At 35.9% G+C, this 24,634-nt stretch carries 18 protein-coding genes; 12 read left to right on the forward strand and 6 right to left on the reverse strand.

Translation table 11 applies throughout. The features are described 5' to 3' along the window. Positions 1–9: 9 nt before the first annotated feature. The 6 genes from gyrA to dnaA all read right to left on the reverse strand — a co-directional run bounded on the left by gyrA (position 10) and on the right by dnaA (position 9,230). On the reverse strand, positions 10–2,442 hold the full coding sequence (gene gyrA, locus IIC38_00725; GenBank protein MCH8124485.1) for a DNA gyrase subunit A: 2,433 nt from the start codon (positions 2,440–2,442) through the stop codon (positions 10–12). A 33-nt stretch (positions 2,443–2,475) separates the two neighbouring features. Next, entirely contained in the window at positions 2,476–4,407 is a 1,932-nt protein-coding gene (gene gyrB, locus IIC38_00730) for a DNA topoisomerase (ATP-hydrolyzing) subunit B (protein ID MCH8124486.1), read from the reverse strand. Positions 4,408–4,427: 20 nt separating this feature from the next. Then, a complete protein-coding gene (locus IIC38_00735; protein MCH8124487.1) occupies positions 4,428–4,718 on the reverse strand; it encodes a DUF721 domain-containing protein in 291 nt (96 codons plus the stop codon). A gap of 2 nt (positions 4,719–4,720) precedes the next feature. Beyond that, positions 4,721–5,854, reverse strand: a complete 1,134-nt coding sequence (locus IIC38_00740) for a DNA replication/repair protein RecF (GenBank protein MCH8124488.1) — start codon at positions 5,852–5,854, stop codon at positions 4,721–4,723. A gap of 11 nt (positions 5,855–5,865) precedes the next feature. Then, entirely contained in the window at positions 5,866–7,056 is a 1,191-nt protein-coding gene (dnaN, locus tag IIC38_00745; GenBank protein ID MCH8124489.1) for a DNA polymerase III subunit beta, read from the reverse strand. 812 nt (positions 7,057–7,868) lie between these two features. Next, on the reverse strand, positions 7,869–9,230 hold the full coding sequence (dnaA, locus tag IIC38_00750) for a chromosomal replication initiator protein DnaA (GenBank protein ID MCH8124490.1): 1,362 nt from the start codon (positions 9,228–9,230) through the stop codon (positions 7,869–7,871). Positions 9,231–9,555: 325 nt separating this feature from the next. Between dnaA and rpmH the strand changes: the two genes are divergently transcribed. The 12 genes from rpmH (at position 9,556) to IIC38_00810 (ending at position 24,576) form a co-directional block, all read left to right on the forward strand. After that, positions 9,556–9,711 (forward strand): 50S ribosomal protein L34, encoded by a 156-nt coding sequence (gene rpmH / locus IIC38_00755; GenBank protein ID MCH8124491.1) that lies wholly within the window; start codon positions 9,556–9,558, stop codon positions 9,709–9,711. A 20-nt stretch (positions 9,712–9,731) separates the two neighbouring features. Continuing rightward, entirely contained in the window at positions 9,732–10,070 is a 339-nt protein-coding gene (rnpA, locus tag IIC38_00760; protein MCH8124492.1) for a ribonuclease P protein component, read from the forward strand. Further along, the gene (gene yidD / locus IIC38_00765; GenBank protein MCH8124493.1) at positions 10,063–10,275 is read left to right on the forward strand and encodes a membrane protein insertion efficiency factor YidD; all 213 of its coding nucleotides are present in this window, start codon (positions 10,063–10,065) and stop codon (positions 10,273–10,275) included. Before rnpA ends, yidD begins: the two co-directional genes overlap by 8 nt. Positions 10,276–10,300: 25 nt before the next feature. Then, positions 10,301–12,106 carry a membrane protein insertase YidC gene (gene yidC, locus IIC38_00770; protein MCH8124494.1) on the forward strand — a complete coding sequence of 602 codons (1,806 nt, stop codon included), beginning with the start codon at positions 10,301–10,303 and terminating at the stop codon, positions 12,104–12,106. Between the two features lie 176 nt (positions 12,107–12,282). Next, the gene (gene mnmE, locus IIC38_00775) at positions 12,283–13,692 is read left to right on the forward strand and encodes a tRNA uridine-5-carboxymethylaminomethyl(34) synthesis GTPase MnmE (GenBank protein MCH8124495.1); all 1,410 of its coding nucleotides are present in this window, start codon (positions 12,283–12,285) and stop codon (positions 13,690–13,692) included. Between the two features lie 44 nt (positions 13,693–13,736). After that, positions 13,737–15,653 (forward strand): tRNA uridine-5-carboxymethylaminomethyl(34) synthesis enzyme MnmG, encoded by a 1,917-nt coding sequence (mnmG, locus tag IIC38_00780; protein ID MCH8124496.1) that lies wholly within the window; start codon positions 13,737–13,739, stop codon positions 15,651–15,653. Between the two features lie 37 nt (positions 15,654–15,690). Then, the gene (rsmG, locus tag IIC38_00785) at positions 15,691–16,389 is read left to right on the forward strand and encodes a 16S rRNA (guanine(527)-N(7))-methyltransferase RsmG (protein MCH8124497.1); all 699 of its coding nucleotides are present in this window, start codon (positions 15,691–15,693) and stop codon (positions 16,387–16,389) included. Positions 16,390–16,398: 9 nt separating this feature from the next. Then, the gene (gene murQ / locus IIC38_00790; GenBank protein MCH8124498.1) at positions 16,399–17,328 is read left to right on the forward strand and encodes an N-acetylmuramic acid 6-phosphate etherase; all 930 of its coding nucleotides are present in this window, start codon (positions 16,399–16,401) and stop codon (positions 17,326–17,328) included. 6 nt (positions 17,329–17,334) lie between these two features. Then, the gene (gene mfd / locus IIC38_00795; GenBank protein MCH8124499.1) at positions 17,335–20,628 is read left to right on the forward strand and encodes a transcription-repair coupling factor; all 3,294 of its coding nucleotides are present in this window, start codon (positions 17,335–17,337) and stop codon (positions 20,626–20,628) included. A 20-nt stretch (positions 20,629–20,648) separates the two neighbouring features. Next, positions 20,649–22,388, forward strand: a complete 1,740-nt coding sequence (locus tag IIC38_00800; GenBank protein ID MCH8124500.1) for a peptidylprolyl isomerase — start codon at positions 20,649–20,651, stop codon at positions 22,386–22,388. Positions 22,389–22,402: 14 nt separating this feature from the next. Then, positions 22,403–23,290, forward strand: coding sequence for a hypothetical protein (locus IIC38_00805; GenBank protein MCH8124501.1), 888 nt, complete (start codon positions 22,403–22,405; stop codon positions 23,288–23,290). Further along, on the forward strand, positions 23,287–24,576 hold the full coding sequence (locus tag IIC38_00810) for a peptidylprolyl isomerase (GenBank protein MCH8124502.1): 1,290 nt from the start codon (positions 23,287–23,289) through the stop codon (positions 24,574–24,576). Before IIC38_00805 ends, IIC38_00810 begins: the two co-directional genes overlap by 4 nt. The last annotated feature ends 58 nt before the right edge of the window (positions 24,577–24,634 follow it).

A 24,634-nucleotide genomic window follows, 5' to 3' on the forward strand; every position in this document is an offset into this window, starting at 1 on the left:
TGTACCTGCCTAACTCTCCTCACCTTCCATTAAAGCGGCAACATCAGCCACTTTATCTCCTGGGTTTAGCCTGATTAGTCGAACGCCCTGTGTGTTTCTGCCAATAATCGGAATGGTCTTAATCGGTAAACGTATGATGAGACCATTAGATGTAATAATCATCAAATCTTCCGTTTCGTAGACACAACGAATTGAAACCAACTTACCTATTTTTTCCGTGGTTTTGACAGCGATTACACCTTTTCCGCCACGACGAGTAATTCTGTAATCTGGTACATTACTTCGTTTTCCATAGCCATTTTCAGACACTACAAGAAGAGTTGCTCCGCGCATGACAGTTACCATTCCAATCACCTGATCGTCCGAAGCTAATTTTACTCCCTTTACACCAGCAGCGGTTCGTCCCATGTTTCGAACTTCTTTTTCGGCAAATCTTACCGCTTTGCCTTTTTTGGTGGCCAGAATAATTTCCTGTGTTCCGTCTGTCATTTTTGCATCGATCAGCCTATCCTCTTCTCTAATAGTAATAGCGGCAATACCACCACGCCGAGGTTTACTGAAAGCGCTTAATTTGGTTTTCTTAATAATACCTTTCTTTGTGGCAAAAACAATACTGTGTTTATCATCAAATTGTCTCACCGTAATCGCTGCTCGAACGAATTCGTTCTTATTCAGTTGCAGTAAATTTACAATGGCCCGCCCCTTGGTTGCACGGCCTGATTGGGGAATATCATAAACTTTTTGCCAATAACACCGACCTTCTGTCGTAAAGAACAGAACGTAGTGGTGAGTGGAAGCCACGAATAATTGTTCGACAAAATCTTCTTCCGTATTGGAAGCACCGGTGGAGCCTTTACCTCCCCGAATTTGCCTTCTATAACCGGTAACCGGGAATCGTTTGATAAAACCTCTATGAGAAATTGTAACGACCATATCCTCTTCGGCAATCAAATCTTCCAGATCAAATTCTTCTACAATGTGGAAAATCTCGGTTCGTCTTGCATCACCAAATCTATCTTTTAGCTCCAAAAGTTCATCTTTAATAATTTTCATTCTTAATGCTTTGCTTTCCAAGACACTTTTCAAAAGTGCGATTTGTTTTATTATCTCCAAGTTTTCATCTTCTATTTTCTTTCTTTCCAGGCCGGTCAATCTCTGTAAACGCATTTCTAATATTGCCTGTGCCTGTATTTCGGAAAGCTTAAATTGTTCCATTAAATTTTCTTTTGCATCACTTGGATTCTTAGATTTTTTAATGAGTGCAATGATCGCATCAATATTGTCTAATGCGATTTTTAAACCTTCCAAAATGTGGGCGCGTTTTTCCGCTTTCTCCAGGTCAAATTGTGTTCTTTTTACTACTACTTCATGGCGAAAATCAATAAAATGCTGGAGTGCTTCATGTAAATTAAGTGTCTTGGGTTCGCCGTTAACTAATGCAAGAAGATTCACCCCAAAGGTCGTTTGCATTTGTGTATGCTTATATAGTTGATTTAACACGACTTCTGCTACTGCATCCCGCTTTAAATCCAGGACAATACGCATTCCGTCACGATCCGATTCGTCCCTGATATCACTAATTCCTTCAACTTTTTTCGTCTGAATCAAGTGAGCTATTTTTTCTTGCAATCTTGCTTTATTCACCTGGTAGGGTAACTCGGTTACAATAATACTTTCTTTACCGTTTTTATTTGTTTCAACATTAGCCCGTGCCCGCAAAATGACCCTACCCTGACCTGTTTCATAAATTTGCTTTAATTCCCTGCTTCCATAAATAATCGCTGCTGTTGGAAAATCCGGGCCTTGAATAGCTGTCATTAAACGATCTAAATCTGCTTCCGGTTCATCTATTAAAATGATTAATCCATCGATAATTTCGTTTAAGTTATGAGGCGGAATATTTGTGGCCATTCCGACAGCAATTCCGGTTGCTCCATTCACAAGTAAATTTGGAAAGACCGATGGTAAAACCGTCGGTTCTTCTAAGGTTTCATCAAAATTCGGAATAAATTTAACCGTGTTTTTTTCAAGATCCCGCAAAATCTCCATTGAAATCTTCGATAATCTAGCTTCGGTATACCGCATAGCTGCCGGTGAATCACCATCTACAGAACCAAAGTTTCCTTGACCATCAACCAGTGGATACCGAAGAGAAAATGTTTGGACCATTCTTACCATACTATCATAAACTGCTGTATCGCCATGGGGGTGGTACTTTCCTAGAACCTCGCCAACAATCCTTGCACTTTTTTTATAAGCTTTATCCGGGGTTAAACCCAAGTCTCGCATACCATATAAAACCCTCCTGTGTACCGGTTTCAATCCATCACGAACGTCCGGCAACGCTCGAGCAACAATCACGGACATCGAATAATCCAAATAGGACTTTTTCATCTCTTCTTCGATATAAACCGGAATGACTCTATTTCTATTTTCAGACATTATTTATCTAAAATCTCCTGTAATTCTTCTTTATTAAACATCTAGGTTTTGTACATATTTAGCATTTTCTTCAATAAATTTTCTGCGAGGCTCTACTTTATCTCCCATCAATGTATTGAAAATATGATCTGCTTCGAAAGCCTCTTCAATTGTTACTTGGAGGATTGTTCGATTATCCGGATCCATCGTTGTATGCCAAAGTTGATCCGGATTCATTTCACCAAGACCTTTGTATCTTTGAATGGTTATGGATTTTTTATTTACCTTTTTGAAATACTCATCTCTTTCATCATCATCGTAAGCATAAAATTCTTCTTTGCCATTTTTAATTCTATATAAAGGCGGCTGGGCAATATAGATTCTGCCTAACTCTATTAATTCTTTCATGTAACGAAAGAAAAAGGTTAATAACAATGTTCGGATATGAGCCCCATCCACATCGGCATCGGTCATTATAATAATTTTATGATAACGTACTTTTTCTGGGTCAAATTCATCTGTACCTATTCCGGTACCTAGGGCTGTAACCAGGGTTCGAATTTCATCATTTGCAACAATCTTATCCAACCGCGTTTTCTCAACATTTAATATTTTACCCTTAAGTGGCAATATTGCCTGAAACCTTCTATCCCGACCTTGTTTCGCCGAGCCGCCTGCAGAGTCACCCTCAACCAGGTAAATTTCGGTATGTTCCGGATCTCTTATTGAACAATCGGCAAGCTTGCCCGGTAAACCGCTGCCCTCCAACGACGTTTTTCTTCGTGTTAATTCTCTGGCCTTTTTTGCTGCATCCCTGGCTCGTGCGGCAATAACACATTTTTCTACAATTCTTTTCAGAATTGGTGGATTTTGTTCAAAAAAGAGTCCCAGTTTTTCACCGCATATAGATTCTACTATTCCTCTAACTTCACTATTGCCGAGCTTTGTTTTTGTCTGGCCCTCAAATTGTGGATCTAATACTTTGATGCTGATAACAGCTGTTAATCCTTCGCGAACATCTTCTCCCGTTAGCGCTGCATCATCATTTTTAAGAAGATTATTTTTATTGGCATAATTATTAATGGTTCGTGTTAAAGAAGTCTTAAAACCAACAAGATGCGTTCCTCCTTCTTGAGTTGGAATATTGTTTACATACGAAAATATATTTTCAGTGTAAGAATCATCATATTGAAGGGCTATTTCAACATCCACATCATCACGGGATCCATGAAAATATATAGGTTGTTTATGAATTGTATTCTTGTTTTCTTCTGAATAATGAATGAAATCAATTAATCCGCCTTCATAATGAAATTCTTCTTTTTTATCCGTTCGCTCATCCGTAACGTAAAAGGTAACTTCTGAATTTAAAAAAGCCAGCTCCCTTATTCGCTGGATTAAAATCTCATATTGAAAACTTACTTTACTAAATATCTTCGAATCTGCCAGAAAATGTATTTTGGTACCTGTTTTTTTTCGTGAACCGGTTACCCTTAATGGAGTACTTACTTTACCTCTCTTAAAATCAATCGAATATATTTTCCCATCCCTGTAAACTTCAACCTTCAACCATTCTGATAATCCATTAACAACAGAAACACCGACACCATGCAAACCACCCGAAACTTTATAGGAGGATTGATCAAACTTACCACCGGCATGTAAGGTTGTCATTACAACTTCAACAGCGGGCTTTTTCATTCCAGGATGAATATCTACAGGTATTCCCCGGCCATTATCTATAACAGTAATGCTTTCATCCTTGTGAATTGTTAGATAAATCCTATTGCAAAATCCCGCCATCGCTTCATCAATACTGTTGTCGAGAACTTCATACACCAAATGATGCAAGCCTCTTTGAGATATGTCGCCAATATACATTGCCGGTCTTTTTCGAACTGCTTCCAAACCTTTCAAAACGGTTATCTTATCTGCATCATATGTCGTTTGTTTGGATAACTTTGTCTCTTTTTCCTTTACTACCATAGTCTCTTGCTTTCCTTCCGTTAAACAAAAATAATATCTTTTATAAAATCACTGCCAACTTGGTTATTAATATTTTTTTTAATTTCCAATCTGAGTAACATAAGCTCTGTTCGCCAACTATTGTTTAGTACCTGAACAAATAATTTTCCATCAGACACTTTGATGGCTTTAGTAACTTTTGAAATTCTTGTTCCTACAACATTATTCCATTCTTTTACTGTCTGCCCTTCGAGAACTATTTTTTCCAGTTCATATTTCTTAATGATATTTTTAATGATATCATTAATCGCAGAAAAATTATTTTGAACCATCGTTAATTATTCTGTTCCAAAACTTTATCCTCAAAAGACTCGCTTTGAATATTGATATATTCAATTTTTTTGTTATAAATCGGTTTAAGTTCGATGCTAATATCACTTTGGTGAGTAGACAAAAAAATTTGTTTTAGTTCCAAAAAATATTCCGTAACCGCTTTTTCCCTTATTTCGTCAATTTCACTATAAACATCATCTAATAAAAATATAGGATTTTCAAGTTTCTTATCCCTTAAAATTTTGAACTCTGCAATTTTCAATGACAATAAAAAACAGCGATGCTGGCCTCTCGATGCATATTTACGAACTTCATGTTCATCAATAAAAAAAGTTATTTCATCCAGGTGTGGTCCTATAATTGTACTGCCCCTGATTATTTCCAAATTTCTATTTTTTTCCAACACCTCTTTGAAATCCTGATAATCATTTAAATCAAGATCAAAATTTGGTTTATAACTAATAGAAAAATTTTCTACATACGAAGTTATTTCCTTATGAATTGGAATTGCATACAATTCTAAATCTTTCAAAAATTCCTTTCTCTTCAACGAAATGGCTTTCGATTTGTGAAACAATTCTTCATCCCATGGTTCAATTTTATCTAAAAATTTATACCTGCTTTTTTTCGCATCCTGCAAAATTTTATTTCGCTGTTTCAAAATCCGAACATATTCTTGTAAAAGTTTAAAGTAATCTTTATCAAGTTGGGACAATACGAAATTTATAAATCTTCTTCGCTCAAATGGTGGGCCAGAAGTTATCGAATCATCTTCCGGTGTTAATATTACAATCGGAAATGATCCAATCAATTCAGACAATGATTCAATTTTAGAATGATCAATTCTAATTTGCTTTCCCAATTTTGTATCATAATAAATCTGAATATTTTTCTCTATACCACTGTCTAAATAAATATTTGCTGTTAATCTAAAATTGTCTTTTTGAAATTGAATTAAATTAGCATCATTTCGTGTACGAAAACTTTTACTCAAACAAACAACAGAAATAGCTTCCAATAAATTGGATTTTCCAAAACCATTTAAACCATAAACGACATTTATAGAATCACAAAAATTATATTTTTTGCTGGAAAAATTTCTGAAATTTTCAACATTCAAATTCCTTAAAATCAATAAACGCTCCGTTAGTCAGAAACGGAATAACTGCTTTCATCAATAGCAGTTGTCTTATTTTCAGCAGAATTTTCTGTTTTATAATTTTCATTTAACCTGACAGGCATTAGCAACATAAGTAAATCTTCATTTTCTTTTTGCTGCATCGGTAAGATCATCGTAGCAGTAATAGAAGTGTCCAACAAAATCCTGGTTTGTTCCGTATCAACATGTTTTAAAACATCCAAAAAATATTGAGAGTTAAATGCAATATTTAAAGGATCTCCTTCTAATTCTCCATCTAATTCTTCCCGGCCTTCGCCGCCAACATCAATATCCTGAGATGAAACTTCAACTTTATTGCTTTCCAAAGATAATTGAATTTGATGGGTTAAAGTACTCGAAAAAATAGAAACACGGCGAATACTGCCAACTAAAAAATTCGTATTTAGTACTAATTTTTTAGTATTGTTTTTTGGAATCACGTTGTCATAATCCGGATATTCACTTTCCACTAAACGTGAATATATTCGAATATTCTCTAGTTCAAAAACTACATAATTCTTACTAAATTCTATCTTAACATTACCCTCAGACTGTTCAATATTCTTATTCAACAGAGACAAAGCTTTTATGGGTACAATAAATTCTGTATCTTCACCTTTATACATAAAATTTCTATTTATTATTCGCGATAATCTATGGCCATCCGTGCCGACCAGTCTTAACTCATTTGACGAAATTTGAAATAAGACACCCATCAATGCTGCACGCAATTCATCCATGGAAACAGCAAACATAGTTTTTTCTATCATTCTTTGGACTTGCTGTTTTTCCATTTCAAAACCGTTCATATTTTCTTCAACTGGCATTAACGGAAAATCAGCACCAGGATCTCCAACAATTCTATACTCACCTCTATTTGTGCTAAGTTTAATTCTGTATCCATCTTCCTGTTCAAAACGAATTTCTTCATTTCCCAATTCTCTAATAATTTCATTTAAGAATTTTGCAGGAATAGCAATGACACCATTTTCTTCTCCATTAACCTCGAATGAAGTTGAAGTTAAAATTTCCAGATCAGTTGCTGTTAATTTTAATTGCTTATCTTCTAATTCAAACAAAATATCTGTTAATATTGGAGACGTTGTTTTAACAGGCACAACTCCAATAATTTTTTGAAGCGCTTTATGAATTGTGTTTCGCGCTACAGAAAATTTCATTTTAGTCCTCCAATATAGATTTCTAATTAGGTTAAATTAAAGCTATTTGAAAAATAGAAAGATATAAAAGTATTCAAATTACCGATAATAAGAATTAATTTCAAACTATTTGTTCATATTATACATAAAGGGTATAACTGTTTTTATTATTATATTTATAATTAAACTTAGTTGTTATAGTAGTCTTGTGGATAATGTTAATAAATTCTATCTTATTGTTTATAACTTATTGATTATTATAAACATATATTTTTATAAATTTATTATTTTTGTGGATAACAAGTTTATAACTTCCTAATAACCGTGTAAAAAAGTTTTTATTAATATTCCAAATTTAACTCTTTTTTTTCTTTTTTTATTTATCAACATAGAAAACAGCAAATATAAACATTTTGATGTGGATTACTTTTTTAGATTAAAATTGAGATTCGTTTTAATAAAGTTGGATTATTTATGAATTATAGTTTTAAGCTTAAAGTTTCCTAATTGTCATCCCGTCGCGCAATGGAATATATTTCCATAAAAAGGGAATAGTAAAAATAGTAGGTATAAATTAGTTGGAAAATAGATTTCTTCTGGATGATAGTGATAAGGTTTATGAATAGATTAGGTAAATAGATTTTTTTAATTATATTTGGGAAAAATTTAAATTGACTTTTTCGATAGAAAACTCGACCCCATTAACGGATAAGGGGTTAAATTTATTTTATAGAAGTTTTTATTAGAATGATATATTAGAATGATATACTAAATCAAATTAGAAAATTATAATATGTTGTATCACTAATTTTGATTTTTTTTATATTTAAAAATTAAACGGATAATTCAATTTTTCTTCTTATTTTTTCAATTTCCAGGGAAAATTGTTTATCATTTTTTATTTTCTTTTCAATATTTTGGCAAGCATGAATTACTGTACTATGATCCCTTCCGCCAAAATGCAACCCGATAGTTTTCAATGCATAATTTGTTAATTCTTTAGAAAGAAACATAGATAATTGTCTTGCTAATACAATCTCTTTTTTTCTGGTTTTTGCTCTTATTAAATCTTCTTTAATCTTGAAATAATCACAAATAATACGTTGAATCATTTCGATAGTTAAAGGGGTATTTTTTTTCTTAATGAAGTCTCTTAATACCCGTTTTGCTAGATCCAAAGAAATGTCCTCACCATTAAGTGATGCGTGAGCAAGTAGTTTTATCAAGGCGCCTTCTAGTTCCCTGATATTTGAAGTAATGTTAGTTGCGATAAATACGATAATATCATTATCAATTTGAATATTATCTTGTTCCGCTTTTTTTTGTAAAATAGCCATCCTGGTTTCAAAATCAGGAACCTGAACATCTACGATTAATCCGGATGTAAAACGAGAAATGAGTCTTTCTTCCAGTCCTTTAAGTTCGGAGGGAGGTCGATCACAGGATAATACGATTTGCTTGCCTTTTTGTTGAAGCTCATTAAAAGTATGAAAAAATTCTTCCTGGGTTCTTTCCTTGCTTGTAAAAAATTGGATATCATCAACTAATAGCAGATCAACGCTTCGGTATAGTTTACTGAATTTTGTTGTACTATTATTTTGAATTGAAGTAATAAAATCTAAAGTGAATTTTTCACTGGAAATATATAGAATTCTATGTGCTTTGCCATTCTCAACAGCAAAGTTACCAATTGCTTGGGTAAGGTGTGTTTTTCCCAACCCAACACCACCGTAAATTAAAAGAGGATTAAATGTTGTTTTTCCCGGTGCTTCGGCTACCGCCAATGAAGCTGCTTTTGCAAATTGATTACTGTTTCCTTCTACGAAATTATCAAATGTATAACGGTCATTTAACCGTGTGTTTGTCGGCAAGGACAATTCGTTTGTGATAGTTGGTTTTTCCTGATAATTGTTAACACCTGGAAAAGAGTTTTCTATTAAAGCTATGGTATAATTTATTGATGGGACAAAACCAAATACGTCGAGAAATACATTATTAAAGAGATCCTTGTAATGTTCTTCAATCCATTCATAGTGAAATCGACTTGGAACTTGGATTACTAGCTTTGAATCATGAATCCTTAATGGAACAATGGGCTTGAACCATGTAGAAAATGTTTGCGGAGGTATCTTCTTTTCAATTTTAACAAGGCATTTATTCCATGTTTCTTCTATACTTTCATAAACTTCCGGCATTAAAAAAGTTCCTTTTTTTGACGATTGAAATTAGGTTATCTTGTTCATTAATATAAGTATATAAAACAACCAATTATTTTAATAATTGATTTATAAAGAATAATAAAATTGGTTATCCACATATTATCCACATAAAAAACATTCTATAAATTTAACCGAAAATAAGGATTGTTTAAGTAAAAGTCAATTGAGTATATAAAAAATTTTAAAGATTGTAAAATCCTTTTAATTTCAAAAAAAACTTGATTTTTGTGTGAGCTGTATTTTATATTCTTATCTATTTTTTGAAGCTATTTTTAGTAAAAACAGGGCATAAGGAGTATTGATGAAGAGAACTTATCAACCAAGTAATAGAAAAAGGAAAAATGTTCATGGTTTTAGAGAAAGAATGAGCTCTCGATCCGGCCGGGACATATTAAAGCGAAGACGCGCAAAAGGAAGAAAAAAATTATCCGTTAGTGATGAATTTGGTCCTAAATAAATAAAAAAAAGAAATTGGTAATTAGAAACACTCTAAAAAAATACGAAATAATACGTGGAAAGAAAGAGATACAAAGAGCGTTTGAGTCAGGATTTAAAAAAGCGGGTACTTTTATAACGGTTTTTTATCTTAAAGGAAAAACCAGAAAAATCGGGTTTACTGTTTCCAAGAAGTATAAGAAGGCAATAGATAGAAATAGAGCAAAGCGAATAATGAAGGAGATTTATCGAACAAATAAGGAATATTTTTCATCTGGGGTATGGCTGATCTATTGTAAATATTTTGAAACTATACCAGCTTATAGCGATATGAAAGATGATATTTTGCAAATTGTTCAAAAAATAAAAGTAAATGAGTAAAAAGATTATTGTTTTTTTCATTCGTTTATACCAAGCAGCTATTTCTCCATTATTTCCACCGACATGTAGATTTTATCCATCTTGTTCAGAATATAGCATTCAAGCCTTTCAAAAAAAAACTTTTTCCCGCGCAATACGATTAACTGTTTGGAGAATATTACGCTGCAACCCATTGGTTAAAGGCGGGTATGATCCTGTTGAATAAATTAAGAAAGTTATAATATAAAATTATGGATAAGAAAACGATTATTGCGATTGTTCTGGTTGGACTGATTATTATCTTTACGCAGACAGAAATTTATAAACGAATAGTTATGCCGGTACCCCAGAATGTTCCTGCAGAGTCCTTCTTTGATGAAGAGATTATTGAAAGACCCGATCCCACAGAAGAAGAAGATGAATCATTAAGAGAAAGTCAAAGCATAACAATTCCAGCTGAAGTTAAAACTTTAGACAGAGAAGTTGTGGATGAGTTTTCAACATTGGGAACCGAAGAGAAGGTGGAAGTGATAAATATTGTTTCCAATTTATTTGATGTTAAAATATCAAATAAAGGGGGTGGAATTATTCAGTGGAAATTAAACACTTACCTCGATGCCGATAGCAATAACGTAAATCTTGTTCCCAATACCGAAATTGGAGTTCCGGGTGTTGGGATGATTCTAAGTCTAGAGTCAATACAATTCGACAACTATATATATTCATCGATTATACATACTCCCAGTGCGGGACGGACTATTTTTTTAGAAAACGAGAATGATGTATTTAGTATCAGTTATCGACTGGATTTTTCCGAGGGAAAGTCAATTGAAAAGAAATTTACTTTTTATGGAAATCGATATGATTTCGATCTGGAGTTAAACTTAGAAGGATTTGCTAACTTGGCGATTGATAGAAGCTACCTTTTGCGATGGGATTCTGGTTTGCTACCTACGGAATATCCCCTGCTTGATGATTTATCCTATAACAAAGTTTATGCTTACCTTGGAGATGACTTACAAGATTTTGAGACAGATGAAAGCGAAAGAGGAATCGAATCAAAAGAAGTAACCGGAACAGTTCATTGGGCTTCATTAAGAACAAAATATTTTTGTATAGCAATAGCCCCAATTGATGTCAAGGGAAGAGGTATCATTTATTCTGGGAGTGAAATCCAAATAGAGCCAGAGGTAAACTTCACACATTACAAATTTGCCATCAATATGCCTTTTGCCGCAGGGACCAACCAGTTAAATAGATTCAGTTTATATTTGGGGCCCATTGAATATAATAGACTTAAAGCGGTAAATTTTGAGCTTGAAGAGTTAATTATGAATTCCGGAATTTACGAAAGTTTATTCAGACCTTTCAGTATTTTAATTTTAATATGTCTAAAGTTCTTACATAAGTTTATTTCAAACTATGGCGTTGTTATCATCATTTTTTCAATTTTGATAAAAATAATCTTATACCCGCTAACACACAAAAGTTATACTTCGATGAAAAAGATGCAACTGGTTCAGCCACTAATGACTGAATTGAGAGAGAAGTATAAGGGAGATTCCCAGCGTTTAAATAAAGAAATGATGAAGTTATACAAAGACCACGGGGTCAATCCCCTGGGAGGCTGTCTGCCAATGTTACTCCAAATGCCACTTTTGATTGGTTTATTTATTGTATTTCGATCGACGATTGAACTACGGGGAGCGGAATTCATTTGGTGGATTTCAGATTTATCGAAACCGGATACTATTTTTACACTGCCATTTTCTCTGCCAATCTACGGGAACCATGTAACAGTACTCCCGATTGTGATGGCGCTGTCGATGTTTTTACAGCAAAAAAGTACTATTTCAGACCCTCGACAAAAAATGATGATATATTTTATGCCGGTTTTCTTTTTGCTGCTTTTTAATACATTTCCTTCTGGGCTGAATTTATACTATACTCTGTTTAACTTTCTTACGATTCTGCAACAGAAATTTGTAAAAACAGACACAATTCAACTTAAACCGGTTGAGAAAAAACCGGTTCGTAACAAGAAAAAGAGAAAATAGCATAGAATTATTAGTTTTGTTTTTTGAAATGGGGTTGTCGAAAATGCCCACTTTTACTACCTGGGAAGGGAATCGAAAGGTAGTTTAACTTGAGGAAGAACAATACGTTATGATTCCTCCAAACAGGATTGTGTTTATTTCTTTCTGAATTTTTCAATAGCCCTTTAATTTAAAGAATGAGTTTCTTTACTGATACAATTGCTGCAATTTCAACTCCTTCCGGTGAAGGTGGAATTGCTGTCGTTCGAGTAAGCGGTCCGCAAACATTAGAACTTATACAGAAATTATTTTTGCATAAGGGGTGGTTTGGTGGCGATGAATCTCACATTGCGCGGGTGGGTTATTTCCTCGATAAACCAGGGGGAGAAAGAATCGATCAAGTGGTTGTAACATTATTCAGAGAACCCAATAGTTACACCGGTGAAAATTTAATAGAAATAGGATGTCATGGAGGTCAATACCTGGCGGGATTAATTTTGGAAACTATCCTTCATGAAGGGGCATGCTTAGCAGAACCGGGAGAATTTACCAAGCGAGCCTTTGTCAACGGCAGAATGGACCTTGCACAGGCGGAATCCGTAGCAGACTTGATACACGCAAAAACCCGGCAGAGCGTTCGCTATGCGATGCGTCAATTACAAGGTGGTTTCTCGGATCAGGTTAAAGGAATACAAAACAACATACTTGAGTTATTGGCTAATCTAGAGTTGGAGTTGGATTTTTCGGAAGAAGATATTGTAATCCTTCCCAAGCAACAAGTAGTTAACCAGGTTGACAAATTAATAGAAAAACTAAACGCTCTTTTGGGAACGTACCAACGAGGAAGAATGATTCATGAAGGAATTAGAACGATCATTGTTGGTAAACCGAATGTTGGTAAATCCAGTTTGTTTAATGCCTTACTTGGTTTTGAACGAGCAATCGTTGATCCTACTCCCGGGACAACTCGCGATGCACTAGAAGCACAACTGGATATTGGGGGCGCTCTTTTTCGCTTAATCGATACGGCCGGAATACAGAATTCCGATGAGAAGATAGAGAAAAAGGGAATAGAGATTACGGAGTCTCACTTGAGAGATGCGGATTTGATATTGTTTATATTGGATTTAACGACAGGTTTTAAAGAAGAGGATCAAGTCATTCTAAATAAAATACAGAAAATAGTTACTGAAAAAACCAAAGAGTTTACACCTGGAGTTATTGTTTTATGGAATAAAAGCGATATTGTGACGGACGATTCCCATGAAAATGTATTTCCGGAATGGAAGACCATTATTATATCCGCTGTCAGCAATAAAGGATTGTTGAATTTGCACGAAGCCCTTGCTAATTATTTAATTCCCTCAAATGGAAAACAAGAGGAAAGACAGGATGAATTGATTACCAATTTACGACATCGTAATGCATTGCAAGGAACGGTGCAAAATTTGGAAAGGGCAAAAGTAAACGTTGAAAATGGAATCGGGAATGAATTTATTGCGGTGGATGTACGAGAATCTTTAGATTCCATAGGAGAGATTATTGGAAAAAAAACACCGGAGGACATTCTACATTTTATATTTGACAATTTTTGTATAGGCAAATAATGTTTCACGTGAAACAAAAGAACTACGGTTCTTGGAGAAAATGAATGATAAAATCTGTTTATGATCCATATGATGTAATTGTTATTGGGGCGGGACATGCAGGTTGTGAAGCCGCTTTAATTGCCGCCAGAATGGGGGCCAAAACATTACTGGCAACAATGAACATTTTTACTGTTGGACAGATGTCCTGTAACCCTGCGATGGGAGGATTGGCAAAAGGACATCTGATTCGTGAGATAGATGCCCTGGGTGGTGAGATGGCACGCAACACGGATAAAACGGGTATTCAGTTTCGTATGCTGAACAAATCCAAAGGACCCGCTGTTCGGGCGCCGAGAGCACAGTGTGATCGAAAAGAATACGCATGGCAAATGCGTCTCACTATCGAGCACCAACAGAATTTGCATCTTAAACAAATGATGGTTGATGGCATTTATGTAAAAGATCAGAAAGTTGCTGGAATTAGATTAAAATCCGGGACTGTGATTTTAGCCAGGGCGGTAATACTAACTGCCGGGACATTTTTAAATGCCAGGATGTATACAGGCCTTTCTCCGATTGAAGGCGGAAGAGCCGGAGAAGAAGCCGCAAAAGGTGTTTCGTCTGACCACGAATCTTTAGGATTTCGATTAGGTCGGCATAAGACCGGAACACCTCCAAGGATAGATGGCAAGACTGTGAATTTCGACAAAATGGAAGTTCAACCGGGAGATGATCCTCCTCCGCCATTTTCCTATCAAACAGAGAGTCTTGAGCTCGAACAAGTACCTTGTTATTTGACATACACAACGGAGGAAACTCACGACACTTTACGCACAGGACTCGATGAATCTCCTATTTTTACAGGACTAATCAATGGTGTAGGACCTCGTTATTGTCCCTCAATTGAGGATAAAATTGTGAGGTTTAGTGACAAGAAAACACATCAACTTTTTCTTGAACCGGAGGGAAGAGGAACCACAGAAATGTATGTGAATGGATTTTCGACTAGCCTTCCGGAAGACGTCCAGGTTCGAGCACTTCGCACTGTCCCAGGTTTGGAAAATGTTGAAGTAACTCGCCTGGGATATGCTGTGGAATATGATTTTTTCCCAACAGATCAAATCAAACCAACCCTGGAAACAAAGAGAATTGAAGGATTGTATTTTGCCGGGCAGGTTAATGGCACATCCGGGTATGAAGAGGCAGGTGCCCAGGGAATCATGGCGGGAATTAATGCGGTGTTAAAAATTCGAAGCGAAGAGCCTCTTGTTCTGGAGCGTTCCGATGCGTACATCGGTGTTTTAATCGATGATCTTGTTACTCAATGTCCCGAGGAGCCCTATCGAATGTTTACGTCAAGAGCCGAATACCGACTACTATTACGGCAAGACAATGCAGATATACGGCTGCTAAAATATGCTCAAAAGTATAATCTTCTTCCAAGCCATGTTTTGGAAAGAATGCTGTTAAAACAAAAACTGATCAAAGAAATGATAAGTCAATCCACTGGAATAAAAGTCAGCCCCAATGAAATGGAAGAGATTTTCAAAAAATATAATTCTTCACCAATTTCTCAATCAGAATCGTTAAATCAGTTATTAAAGAGACCGGAAATACCATTAAACGCATTAAAGCATTTTTTCAAAATGGAAATTCCTGATAAGCGATTAAAAGAAGAGGTCGAGGAGCAAGTTGGAATTGATATTAAATATGAAGGCTATATTCGCCGTCAAGAAACGATGGTGAACAAATTTAGGAATCTTGAAAAGTACTTTATTCCGGATTCAATACTTTATGGAGAGGTTAATGCACTTTCGGCAGAATCTGTTGAAAAGCTTTCACAATATCGCCCAATATCTTTGGGACAAGCTTCTCGAATTTCAGGCGTCACGCCGTCCGATATTTCAGTGTTGATGATTTACCTTGCAAAAGGTACAATGAGATCTAAAAAAACAACAGAAGAAACAGTTGTTTCGTAGCGGGTTTGTTCTTTTAAATATGTTTCACGTGGAACAAATGAAGGAGCCTCTGCTTGTAAAGAGCCAACTAGAGGCGCTTGACAAAGGTATGGGGCTTTTAAATATTAATTTCTCATCCAAACAAAGAGATCAATTTAAAAGCTATTTAGAACTCTTGTATTTGTGGAATAAAAAAATCAATCTTTTTTCACAGCACGATTCAAACAGATTGGTTGAACGGCATATCTTGGAGTCTGTAGCTTGGACAATCAATCTCGAAAAAATGATAAATTCCCCGGTTATGGATATTGGTAGCGGGGCAGGGTTTCCTGGAATTCCAATAGCGATTTTGTTTCCGAATGTTGAGCTTGTTTTGGTTGAATCTAAGAAAAAAAAGGCAATCTTTTTAGAAGAGATATCCCATAGATTAGGACTAAATATTACGGTTTTTCCAGATCGCATAGAAGAACTTAACAGTCAAGTTTTTCATAAGGAACGCTATCCTTTGGTATTAGCAAGAGCCGTCACTTCATTAACCAAACTTTTCCAATGGGCCAATAAGCTGCTTCAAAAAAAAGGTAAGCTCGTGACTTTTAAAGGCGATCAACTAGAACAGGAAATGACAGATTTGAAAAGAGACCATTTAATAAAGAATCCTTTTTCAACAAAAATTGTTAAATACCAAACGCCCATTAATTTAATAAATAAACCCGAAAAGCAAGAGCGCAGGATAATCATTATTCAAAAGGAAAACTAGGTTTAAAGCGTGGGAAACGAAGTCTACAACGAATTGGTGGGATTAATCACGGAAGCCAGAAATCCAGTTTCGATGAAAATCGATGAAGAATCTATTGAAAACATCTTAAGAATTATCAATTCTGAGGACAAGAATATACCTGCCGTTATTGAGAATGAAATTCCATACATAAAAAAAGCGGTTGAACTTGTTGTTGATGCTTTTAAAAATGGCGGCAGGCTAATTTACATCGGTGCGGGAACAAGTGGTCGGCTTGGTGTTTTAGATGCTTCCGAATGTCCCCCAACCTATGGCACCCCGCCGGAAATGGTGCAAGGAATTATTGCCGGTGGCTATGATGCATTGGTAAAATCACAAGAAGGATCGGAAGATCGAAGGGATGATGCAAAAGTAGATCTCAAAGAAAAAAGGGTTAGCGAAAAGGATGTTGTTTGTGGAATTACAGCAAGCAAACGAACCCCATACGTCATCGCCGGAATTGAATATGCTAAAAGCATAGGCGCAAAGACCATTTTTGTAACTTGTAATAAAAGGGAAGAGGTTAAGCTTACAGTTGATGTCGCTGTTTGCCCGGTTGTTGGGCCCGAAGTGATAATGGGTTCTACACGGATGAAAGCCGGAACGGCCCAAAAGCTAGTATTAAATATGATTACAACGACAGCGATGATACAAATCGGTAAAGTGTATGAAAACATGATGATTGATCTGCAAATGAACAGCAAAAAGCTTGAGGAACGATCAAAAAGAACCATCATGATTGTAACAGGGGTTAGCTACCAAGAGGCGGAAAAAATTCTTCGTGAAGCAGGTGGGCACGTTAAAACAGCAATTGTAATGCTGTTAACCGAAACAGGAGAAGCCGAGGCGAAAAAGCTGCTAACCTTATCAGACGGCTTTGTAAAAAAAGCAATCAATTTGGTCCGAAATAAAAAAGGCTGATCTGTTTTGCTCCAGAGAATTAAAAAAACTTTATATAATTCAGCCCAGTTTAATCAAGCCATTAAAGCGATTGGTAGAAATCACAAAACAATAATTGGTGGTTTAAAGGGAGCATCCGTTTCTTTTTTCACAGATTATTTGGTTACAGAAGATCATAATCATATAGTTATAATTACTTCGGATCACGAACGAGCCGAAGAAATCTGGGGCGATCTAACTTCAATTTCCGCTGGTGAGGACATCCTTTATTTTCCATCGAGAAAAGAAAGCAAGCAAAGAATAAGTATTCCCCATGAACAAATTGGTCTTCAGTTAAACACGATTAACCAACTTTTGGACGGGACCCCAAATAAAATTGTAACAACGATTTCTGCGATTTCTGAGAAAATTCCAGGATCTGGCAGTTTGCAAAGTCAAAGGATTGTTTTGGAAACAAGTCAGGAATATGAACTTGAATTTCTAGTAGAGGAATTGGTCGAATTCGGATATGAACGAACCGATCTGGTTAGCAGTGTTGGTGAATTTAGTGTAAGGGGGGGATTGATTGATGTGTTTGCTTTTGAATCTGTTTGTCCGGTTCGTATTGAATTCTTTGGCGATGTTGTAGACACCATCCGAATTTTCGATGTCACTACGCAAAGATCAAAAGAGAAAATCCAACGGTTTTCAATTTTACCGCCGCCGGGCAAGAACAATGGACAATATGCTGAAGCACAAAATGATCTTTTGGATTTGTTGCCGGAAAAAACCATTTTACTTTTAGATCAACCGGAATTATTCGAACGGGTGTTCATAGGGTTGAAAAAGCCGATGGACAGGGATGAGAGTATTCAAGAATGGCAGGAAGAAGAAGTAGACAAACAATGGGAAAAAATTCAAGAGAAGTTTGAAAAATTCAAGACAATTCTTCATCCTCACCTTGGTTCACAAGACGGAGTTGATATCCATTTTCGAATGCTCGGCATGAATGATTATCGCGGTAATATTCGGGAGTTGCGAAAAGATATTAACCAATTCTATGGAGGGAAGCCGGCACACGTTTTTGTTTTGCTAGAAGAAAAATTTGAAGTAGAACGCATGCACGATCTTCTTCAAGAATTTGAACAAAACATTCATATTGGTCAGGCGGTTCTTCATAGCGGATTCCAATATGCAAACGAAGGCATATTTGTTATAACGGAAAAAGATTTATTTGGTCGTATACCACGCAAGCGGAACTGGGGTAAATACCGGGGCGGGACGCCGATCTCGAAGTTGAATACATTATCTCCGTCTGATTTAGTAGTTCATGTTGATCATGGGATCGGCAGATATACCGGACTGGAAAAAATAACAGTGGCTAATGCGGAAAGGGAATGTTTAAAAATTCGTTATAGAGATGGCGACTTACTTTTTGTTCACATAGATCAATTATGGCGGATTAGTAAATATTCCGGGGCGGAAGGAATGGTGCCTAAATTGAGCCAGTTAGGCGGCAAGGATTGGGAAAAGATAAAAGAGAGGACACGGAAATCGGTTGAAAAAATGGCCAAGGATTTGCTTCAATTGTATGCAACCCGAAAAACCAAAGAGGGGTTTGCCTTTTCTACTGATTCTTTATGGCAAAAGGAATTGGAAGCATCCTTTTTATACGAAGAGACACCAGATCAACTGAGCACCATTGAAGAAGTTAAAAAAGACATGGAATCCAGAGCTCCAATGGATCGATTGATCTGTGGTGATGTTGGGTTCGGTAAAACCGAAGTTGCTTTACGAGCCGCGTTTAAGGCGGTTTTGGATGGAAAACAAGTTGCCATTCTGGTTCCGACAACTGTTCTTGCTCAACAACATTATAGTACTTTTTGTGAGCGGCTTTCTCGATATCCTGTAGAAGTTGGTTTGCTATCCAGGTTTAAAACGACCAAAGAACAGAAAAAAGAAATAGAAAAATTAAAATCCGGCAAATTAGATATTGTTATCGGAACCCACCGTCTTCTCTCAAAAGACGTTGAATTTAAAAATCTAGGATTATTTATCATCGATGAAGAACATCGATTTGGTGTCAAGCAAAAGGAAAAATTAAAATCAATTCATAAGCTTGTGGATGTTTTATCATTGTCCGCAACCCCAATCCCGCGAACTTTGTATTTTTCTATGGCGGGCAGCCGCGACATGTCTGTCATTAATACGCCACCCGATGAAAGATTGCCTGTGATTTCCCAGGTTTTACCGTTTGACAAAAAAATTATTAAGAGCGCTATTTTGGAGGAAATTTATCGTGGCGGACAAGTCTTTCTGGTTCACAATGCTGTGCGGTCAATATATTCAATGGAAAACCTGATATTAAAATTAATTCCGGATATTCGAATCGCGGTCGCTCATGGGCAGATGTCACCTCATGAACTTGAGAAAGTGATGACTGATTTTGTTGAAAAAAAATATGATTGCCTCATTTGTACAATGATAATTGAATCGGGACTGGATTTACCGAATGTGAATACTTTGATTGTAAATCGAGCCGACAAACTTGGTTTGGCCCAACTATATCAAATCAAAGGAAGAGTAGGAAGGTCAAACCGGCAAGCATTTGCCTACTTCTTAGTTCCTCCAATTAAGTACCTTACACCAAGCGCACTCAAACGGCTCCAAACGATTGAAGAACATTTTGAGCTGGGAGCGGGTTTGCAAATTGCTATGAAAGATTTGGAAATCCGAGGCGCGGGTAATCTATTGGGTTCGGATCAAAGCGGGTTTATCAATGTGATCGGATTTGATCTGTATTGTAAATTACTCGAAGAATCAATTTCGAATCTAAAGAATGAAAAAATAGAAGTTGCAGAAAACGGACATTTAAAAGATGTTGTTATCGACGTTGATTTTGATGCTTATATTCCTGACGATTATGTCTCAATTGATTTTGAAAGAATAAACATCTATCAACGATTAAACATATCCAAATCAAAAGATGATTTGTTTGAATTGGACGAAGAACTAAGGGATCGTTTTGGTCAATTGCCTAAACCAGTTCGTACTCTTCTTGAGATAACTAGGCTTAGACAACTTTGCGCATCGTTGGGAATCGATAAGTTTAAAATTAGAAATCGCACCCTAACTGCTTATTTTTCAGATAGTTATTACACAAAAGCAAAGCAAAAATCATTACAGCAAATTCTTTCATTAATTCAAGCATCTTCACCGGAAAAGCTACAATTTTTGCATGGGAAGAAATTTGGTTTTAAATTTCAATTAAGAAGCACTGACGAAACGTCACTAAACGATACAAAAGAATTTTTTAAGAGGTTAGAACAAAATACTGTATAAATTTTATAAAGGGTAGGTGTATGAAAAAGAACTGGATTTTGTTGGTCATTTTAAGTGTGTTCATCGGAATGTTTTCCGGATGCAATTCTAAAAAAACACAAATCGTAGCCAGGGCTGGGAATAGTTTGATAAGCCTTGAACAATTTGAAAGAGAATATCTAGAGTCAAATTCAATTCGATCTCTTCAAAATGCTTCAGGGGATGACAAGCAAAAATTTCTTGATAAAATGATCGACAAAGAAATGAAACTAATGTTTGCCAAACAAATGAATATAGATAAAATTCCGGAAGTGAAGGATCAGATCGAGCAAGCGAGACTGCAGGCGGCATACATAGCGGCATTGGAGCAGCTTGTTATGTTCAAAATCATAAAAGAAAAAGAGATTCGGGAATTTTATGATCGTTCTGATAAAGAAATAAGAGTGCGACATATTCTTTTGGATCTACCCTCAAAGGATGACGCGGACTCTCTCACAAAAGTTGTCGAAAAAGCAGCTGGAATTATCCGGGAGCTTCGATCTGGTGGTGATTTCACTGAACTTGCCGGGAACTATTCAAAGGATGAATTTAGTTCGAAAAAAGGGGGAGATCTTGGTTTCTTAAAATGGGGAAGCATGGACAATAAATTTATGACCGCGGTGCTAAAATCCGGGAAATATCAAATCTATCCCCAACCAATTATTACCTCCAAAGGCGTTCATATTATTCAGGTTACCGAAAAGCGACCTGTTTTACAAAGGCCATATGAGATTGAAAGAACTGTTATCGTGCGAAATCTGTTTAATCGAAAAAGAAAAAGCGTAACGGCAGAATTCGAAAAGTTCAATCAAGAATTGGACAAAAAATATAACGTTGTTATTTTTGAAGAGAATATTCAAAAAATGCTCACTTTTATTTCAACGTCACCCAATGATTCTTTATTGCTAGAAAATTATGGAGTGAAAAATCCGGATTATTCATGGGTGTCATATGAATTGCGTTTCTTGCCACTTGCTCAATATGACAAGGAAACAAAAACAATGATCGGATTTTTTGAATTAATGTTCAATCAACAACGCGCACTAAGGCCCCAAGAGATCCGCACCGTCGAAATTGCAACAAAATTTTTACAGGACAAAATAAGATTTGATTTAACTTCGGAGATTGGTATCCGTCATGGCTACCTGGAAATACCAAATTACCGAAGACAATTAGATAGCCAGGTTTCTCAAATTATAACCAGATATTTACAGAATAGTTATATTAATAAAATTAAAAAGATTACGGATGAAATGGCGGAAGAATATTACAATAATCAGCCGGAAAAATATAAAATTCCCGCAAAAGCGGAAGTTCAAGAAATATTTGTTAAGGATTCTACCGAAGCCCAATTGATTTATCAATTGGCAACGGCCGGAAATGATTTTGACGTATTGGCAGAAAAATATAATACCCGGGCCAGGTCTAAAAATAAAAAAGGCAATCTTGGCTATCTTACTGAAAATAGTTTTGGAGAATTGGGTAAAACTGCTATAGAATTAAAACCCGGGAAAATTGCCGGTCCGTTAAAGTTGGATAATGGATATTCAATTTTTAGGGTTTTAAGTCATGAAAAAGAACAGATGCAATCATTTTCAAAAATAAAAACAAAGGTTCGTTCCGACCTGGTAAGAAATCTGCGAAAAATCAACCAGGAAGAATGGGAAAAAAAGATAAAAGGTATGGTTCGTGTGCGGGTTTATGAAAAAGTACTAGAACGTGCGCTAAAGCAGCATACTTAAGTACAAAGAAGAAAATGAATAAAAGTATTATTAATAAGCTCAAATCAATTTTATTAATTTCAACAATTTTGTTGTTCTTGAAATGCAATAAACCTGTCGATACCAGCCCGATGGTAGCTCAAGTTGGAAACACACCTTTGACACTCATTGAGATACAGAATCAACTGGGAAATAATGGTTCGGAATTGATAAGCACAGATTATTTGCAATCTTATGTTTATCGCTGGATTGACAATGAATTGATTTACCAGTCAGCTATATCTAAAGGATTTGACAAACTTCCCTTTATTCAAGAGGGATTGCAAAAATTGAAGCGAGACTTGGTTATCAGTTACTATATCGAAGACAAGATGTCGAATTTACCGCCGATTTCCGAAGAAGACATAGCTGAATACTATCAAGAAAATCAAGCGAGTTTTCAAAGAGATTATGTAGAATTTAGATATTACTATTTGATTTGCAAAGACAGGCAGACGGCACAGACTGTTAAAGCGGCATTAACCAAAGGAGAAGCGATTGAAAATGTTGTCCAGAAAAACTATCCGGAAAACATTTTCAACAATCAATGGGACAGCGGTTATATTCCAATTGAAAATGTAATTTTATCTTTACAAAGAAGCATTGCTCGCCAACAAACAGGGAGTTATATTGGACCGGTTGCAGGAGAGGGCGGGCATATTTTATATCAATTGGTTGAGAAACACGAAAGGGGTAGTTTCCGTGATATTGAACTTGTTAAAAATCAGATTATTCAGCGTTTGCGGGAAAGAAGGTATCGTGAAAGATTTAAGGAACTAATGGTTTCGCTTAAGAGTAATAAGAAAATTGAATTAAATCTGGCAACACTAGAAAAAGAAGTAGTGCCTGATACAACCGTAAAAAAGCTTGAAGGATCTTTATGAAACGAATAACTTTATTTTTTTATTTGTTTTTGTTTTTCGCAAACCATTCAATTGCCCAGGACAAACTTTTAGATGGCATTGCAGCGATTGTTGACGAAGAAATTATTTTACATTCGGAACTTACCCAATTTACCATTCAATTGGCCTTACAATTAAAAATTGACCTTCAAAAAGAACCTGAAAAAATTGACGAACTTAGAAGAGCCACTTTGGAAAATTTGATAACACAGAAAGTATTATTATCCAAAGCGAAAGAAGACACGGTTATTGTCGAAGAACAGCAGGTGGAGGAAATCCTAAATAACCAGATTCAACAATGGACACAACAACTGGGTTCCATATCAAAGGTAGAAGAATATTTTGATATGCCCATTGGAAAAATCAAGAGGCAATTCCAGGAAGATGTTAGGAATCGCCTCATGGTTGAAAGGACGCAGCAAATGTTTGTTCAAACAATCACAATAACCAGACAGGAGGTTGAGAGGTTTTTTAGGACCATGCAAGACAGCTTGCCGGAAACAAATGAAATGGTACATATTCGAGTTCTGTTGCGAGAAGTTCGCGCCGGTGGCAAGGGCAAAGAAGAGGCCTTTAAGAAAATCTCAGAGATACGTGATAGAATAGTAAACGGGGAAGACTTTGCTACATTGGCTAAGGAGAATTCTGAAGACCCGGGTTCGGTTTCTGCTGGTGGAGAATTGGGTTTGATTCAACGAGGTGATTTTGTTCATGAATTTGAAGAAACGGCCTTTAAGTTAAAACCGGGAGATATTTCAGAGATAATTGAAACAAAATTCGGACTTCATATCATTAAGCTAATTGAGAAAAGAGGAGAAAGGATAAATGTTCGTCATATACTCATTCAATTAAAGGCAGGCAGTAGCGACGCTGAGAAGACGAGAGCTTTTCTAGCTGCAATCAAGGATAGCATTCAAACAGAAGACGATTTCATTAAAATGGCCGAGAAATATTCTCATGATGCAACTTCTAATGATAATGGCGGCGACCTTGGATGGTTTGAGGTCGAAGGCTTACAAATACCTGAATTTAAAAAGGCACTCGAAGGCCTTGAAATAGGAGAAGTAAGCCAACCCTTTTTGACTGAATTTGGATATTTTATTATTCGTTTAGATGAAAAACGTGAGGGAGGCAAATTAAATTTAGAAGATGATTGGCAGCAACTGGAGCAATTTGCACTTAACCAGAAAAGCAGTAAAAAAATGCAAGAATGGGTGGAGGATCTAAAAACTAAAATTTATATTGAACTTAAAGAGCGGGTAAATTAAGAAAGGATTCTTATTTGATAACTTTAAGGGTTTATCGCTTTCACAAGGCTCCTCTAAC

The sequence above is a fragment of the candidate division KSB1 bacterium genome (assembly GCA_022566355.1).
GTDB lineage: Bacteria > Zhuqueibacterota > JdFR-76 > JdFR-76 > DREG01 > JADFJB01.

Excerpts from the sequence above, each read along its gene's own strand:
- mnmG (MCH8124496.1), top strand. The coding sequence starts at position 13,737 with ATGATAAAATCTGTTTATGATCCATATGATGTAATTGTTATTGGGGCG.
- gyrA (MCH8124485.1), bottom strand. The coding sequence starts at position 2,442 with ATGTCTGAAAATAGAAATAGAGTCATTCCGGTTTATATCGAAGAAGAG.
- yidC (MCH8124494.1), top strand. The coding sequence starts at position 10,301 with ATGGATAAGAAAACGATTATTGCGATTGTTCTGGTTGGACTGATTATT.
- gyrB (MCH8124486.1), bottom strand. The coding sequence starts at position 4,407 with ATGGTAGTAAAGGAAAAAGAGACAAAGTTATCCAAACAAACGACATAT.
- IIC38_00800 (MCH8124500.1), top strand. The coding sequence starts at position 20,649 with ATGAAAAAGAACTGGATTTTGTTGGTCATTTTAAGTGTGTTCATCGGA.
- mnmE (MCH8124495.1), top strand. The coding sequence starts at position 12,283 with ATGAGTTTCTTTACTGATACAATTGCTGCAATTTCAACTCCTTCCGGT.
- IIC38_00735 (MCH8124487.1), bottom strand. The coding sequence starts at position 4,718 with ATGGTTCAAAATAATTTTTCTGCGATTAATGATATCATTAAAAATATC.
- dnaN (MCH8124489.1), bottom strand. The coding sequence starts at position 7,056 with ATGAAATTTTCTGTAGCGCGAAACACAATTCATAAAGCGCTTCAAAAA.
- IIC38_00805 (MCH8124501.1), top strand. The coding sequence starts at position 22,403 with ATGAATAAAAGTATTATTAATAAGCTCAAATCAATTTTATTAATTTCA.
- IIC38_00810 (MCH8124502.1), top strand. The coding sequence starts at position 23,287 with ATGAAACGAATAACTTTATTTTTTTATTTGTTTTTGTTTTTCGCAAAC.
- yidD (MCH8124493.1), top strand. The coding sequence starts at position 10,063 with ATGAGTAAAAAGATTATTGTTTTTTTCATTCGTTTATACCAAGCAGCT.
- rpmH (MCH8124491.1), top strand. The coding sequence starts at position 9,556 with ATGAAGAGAACTTATCAACCAAGTAATAGAAAAAGGAAAAATGTTCAT.
- rsmG (MCH8124497.1), top strand. The coding sequence starts at position 15,691 with ATGAAGGAGCCTCTGCTTGTAAAGAGCCAACTAGAGGCGCTTGACAAA.
- dnaA (MCH8124490.1), bottom strand. The coding sequence starts at position 9,230 with ATGCCGGAAGTTTATGAAAGTATAGAAGAAACATGGAATAAATGCCTT.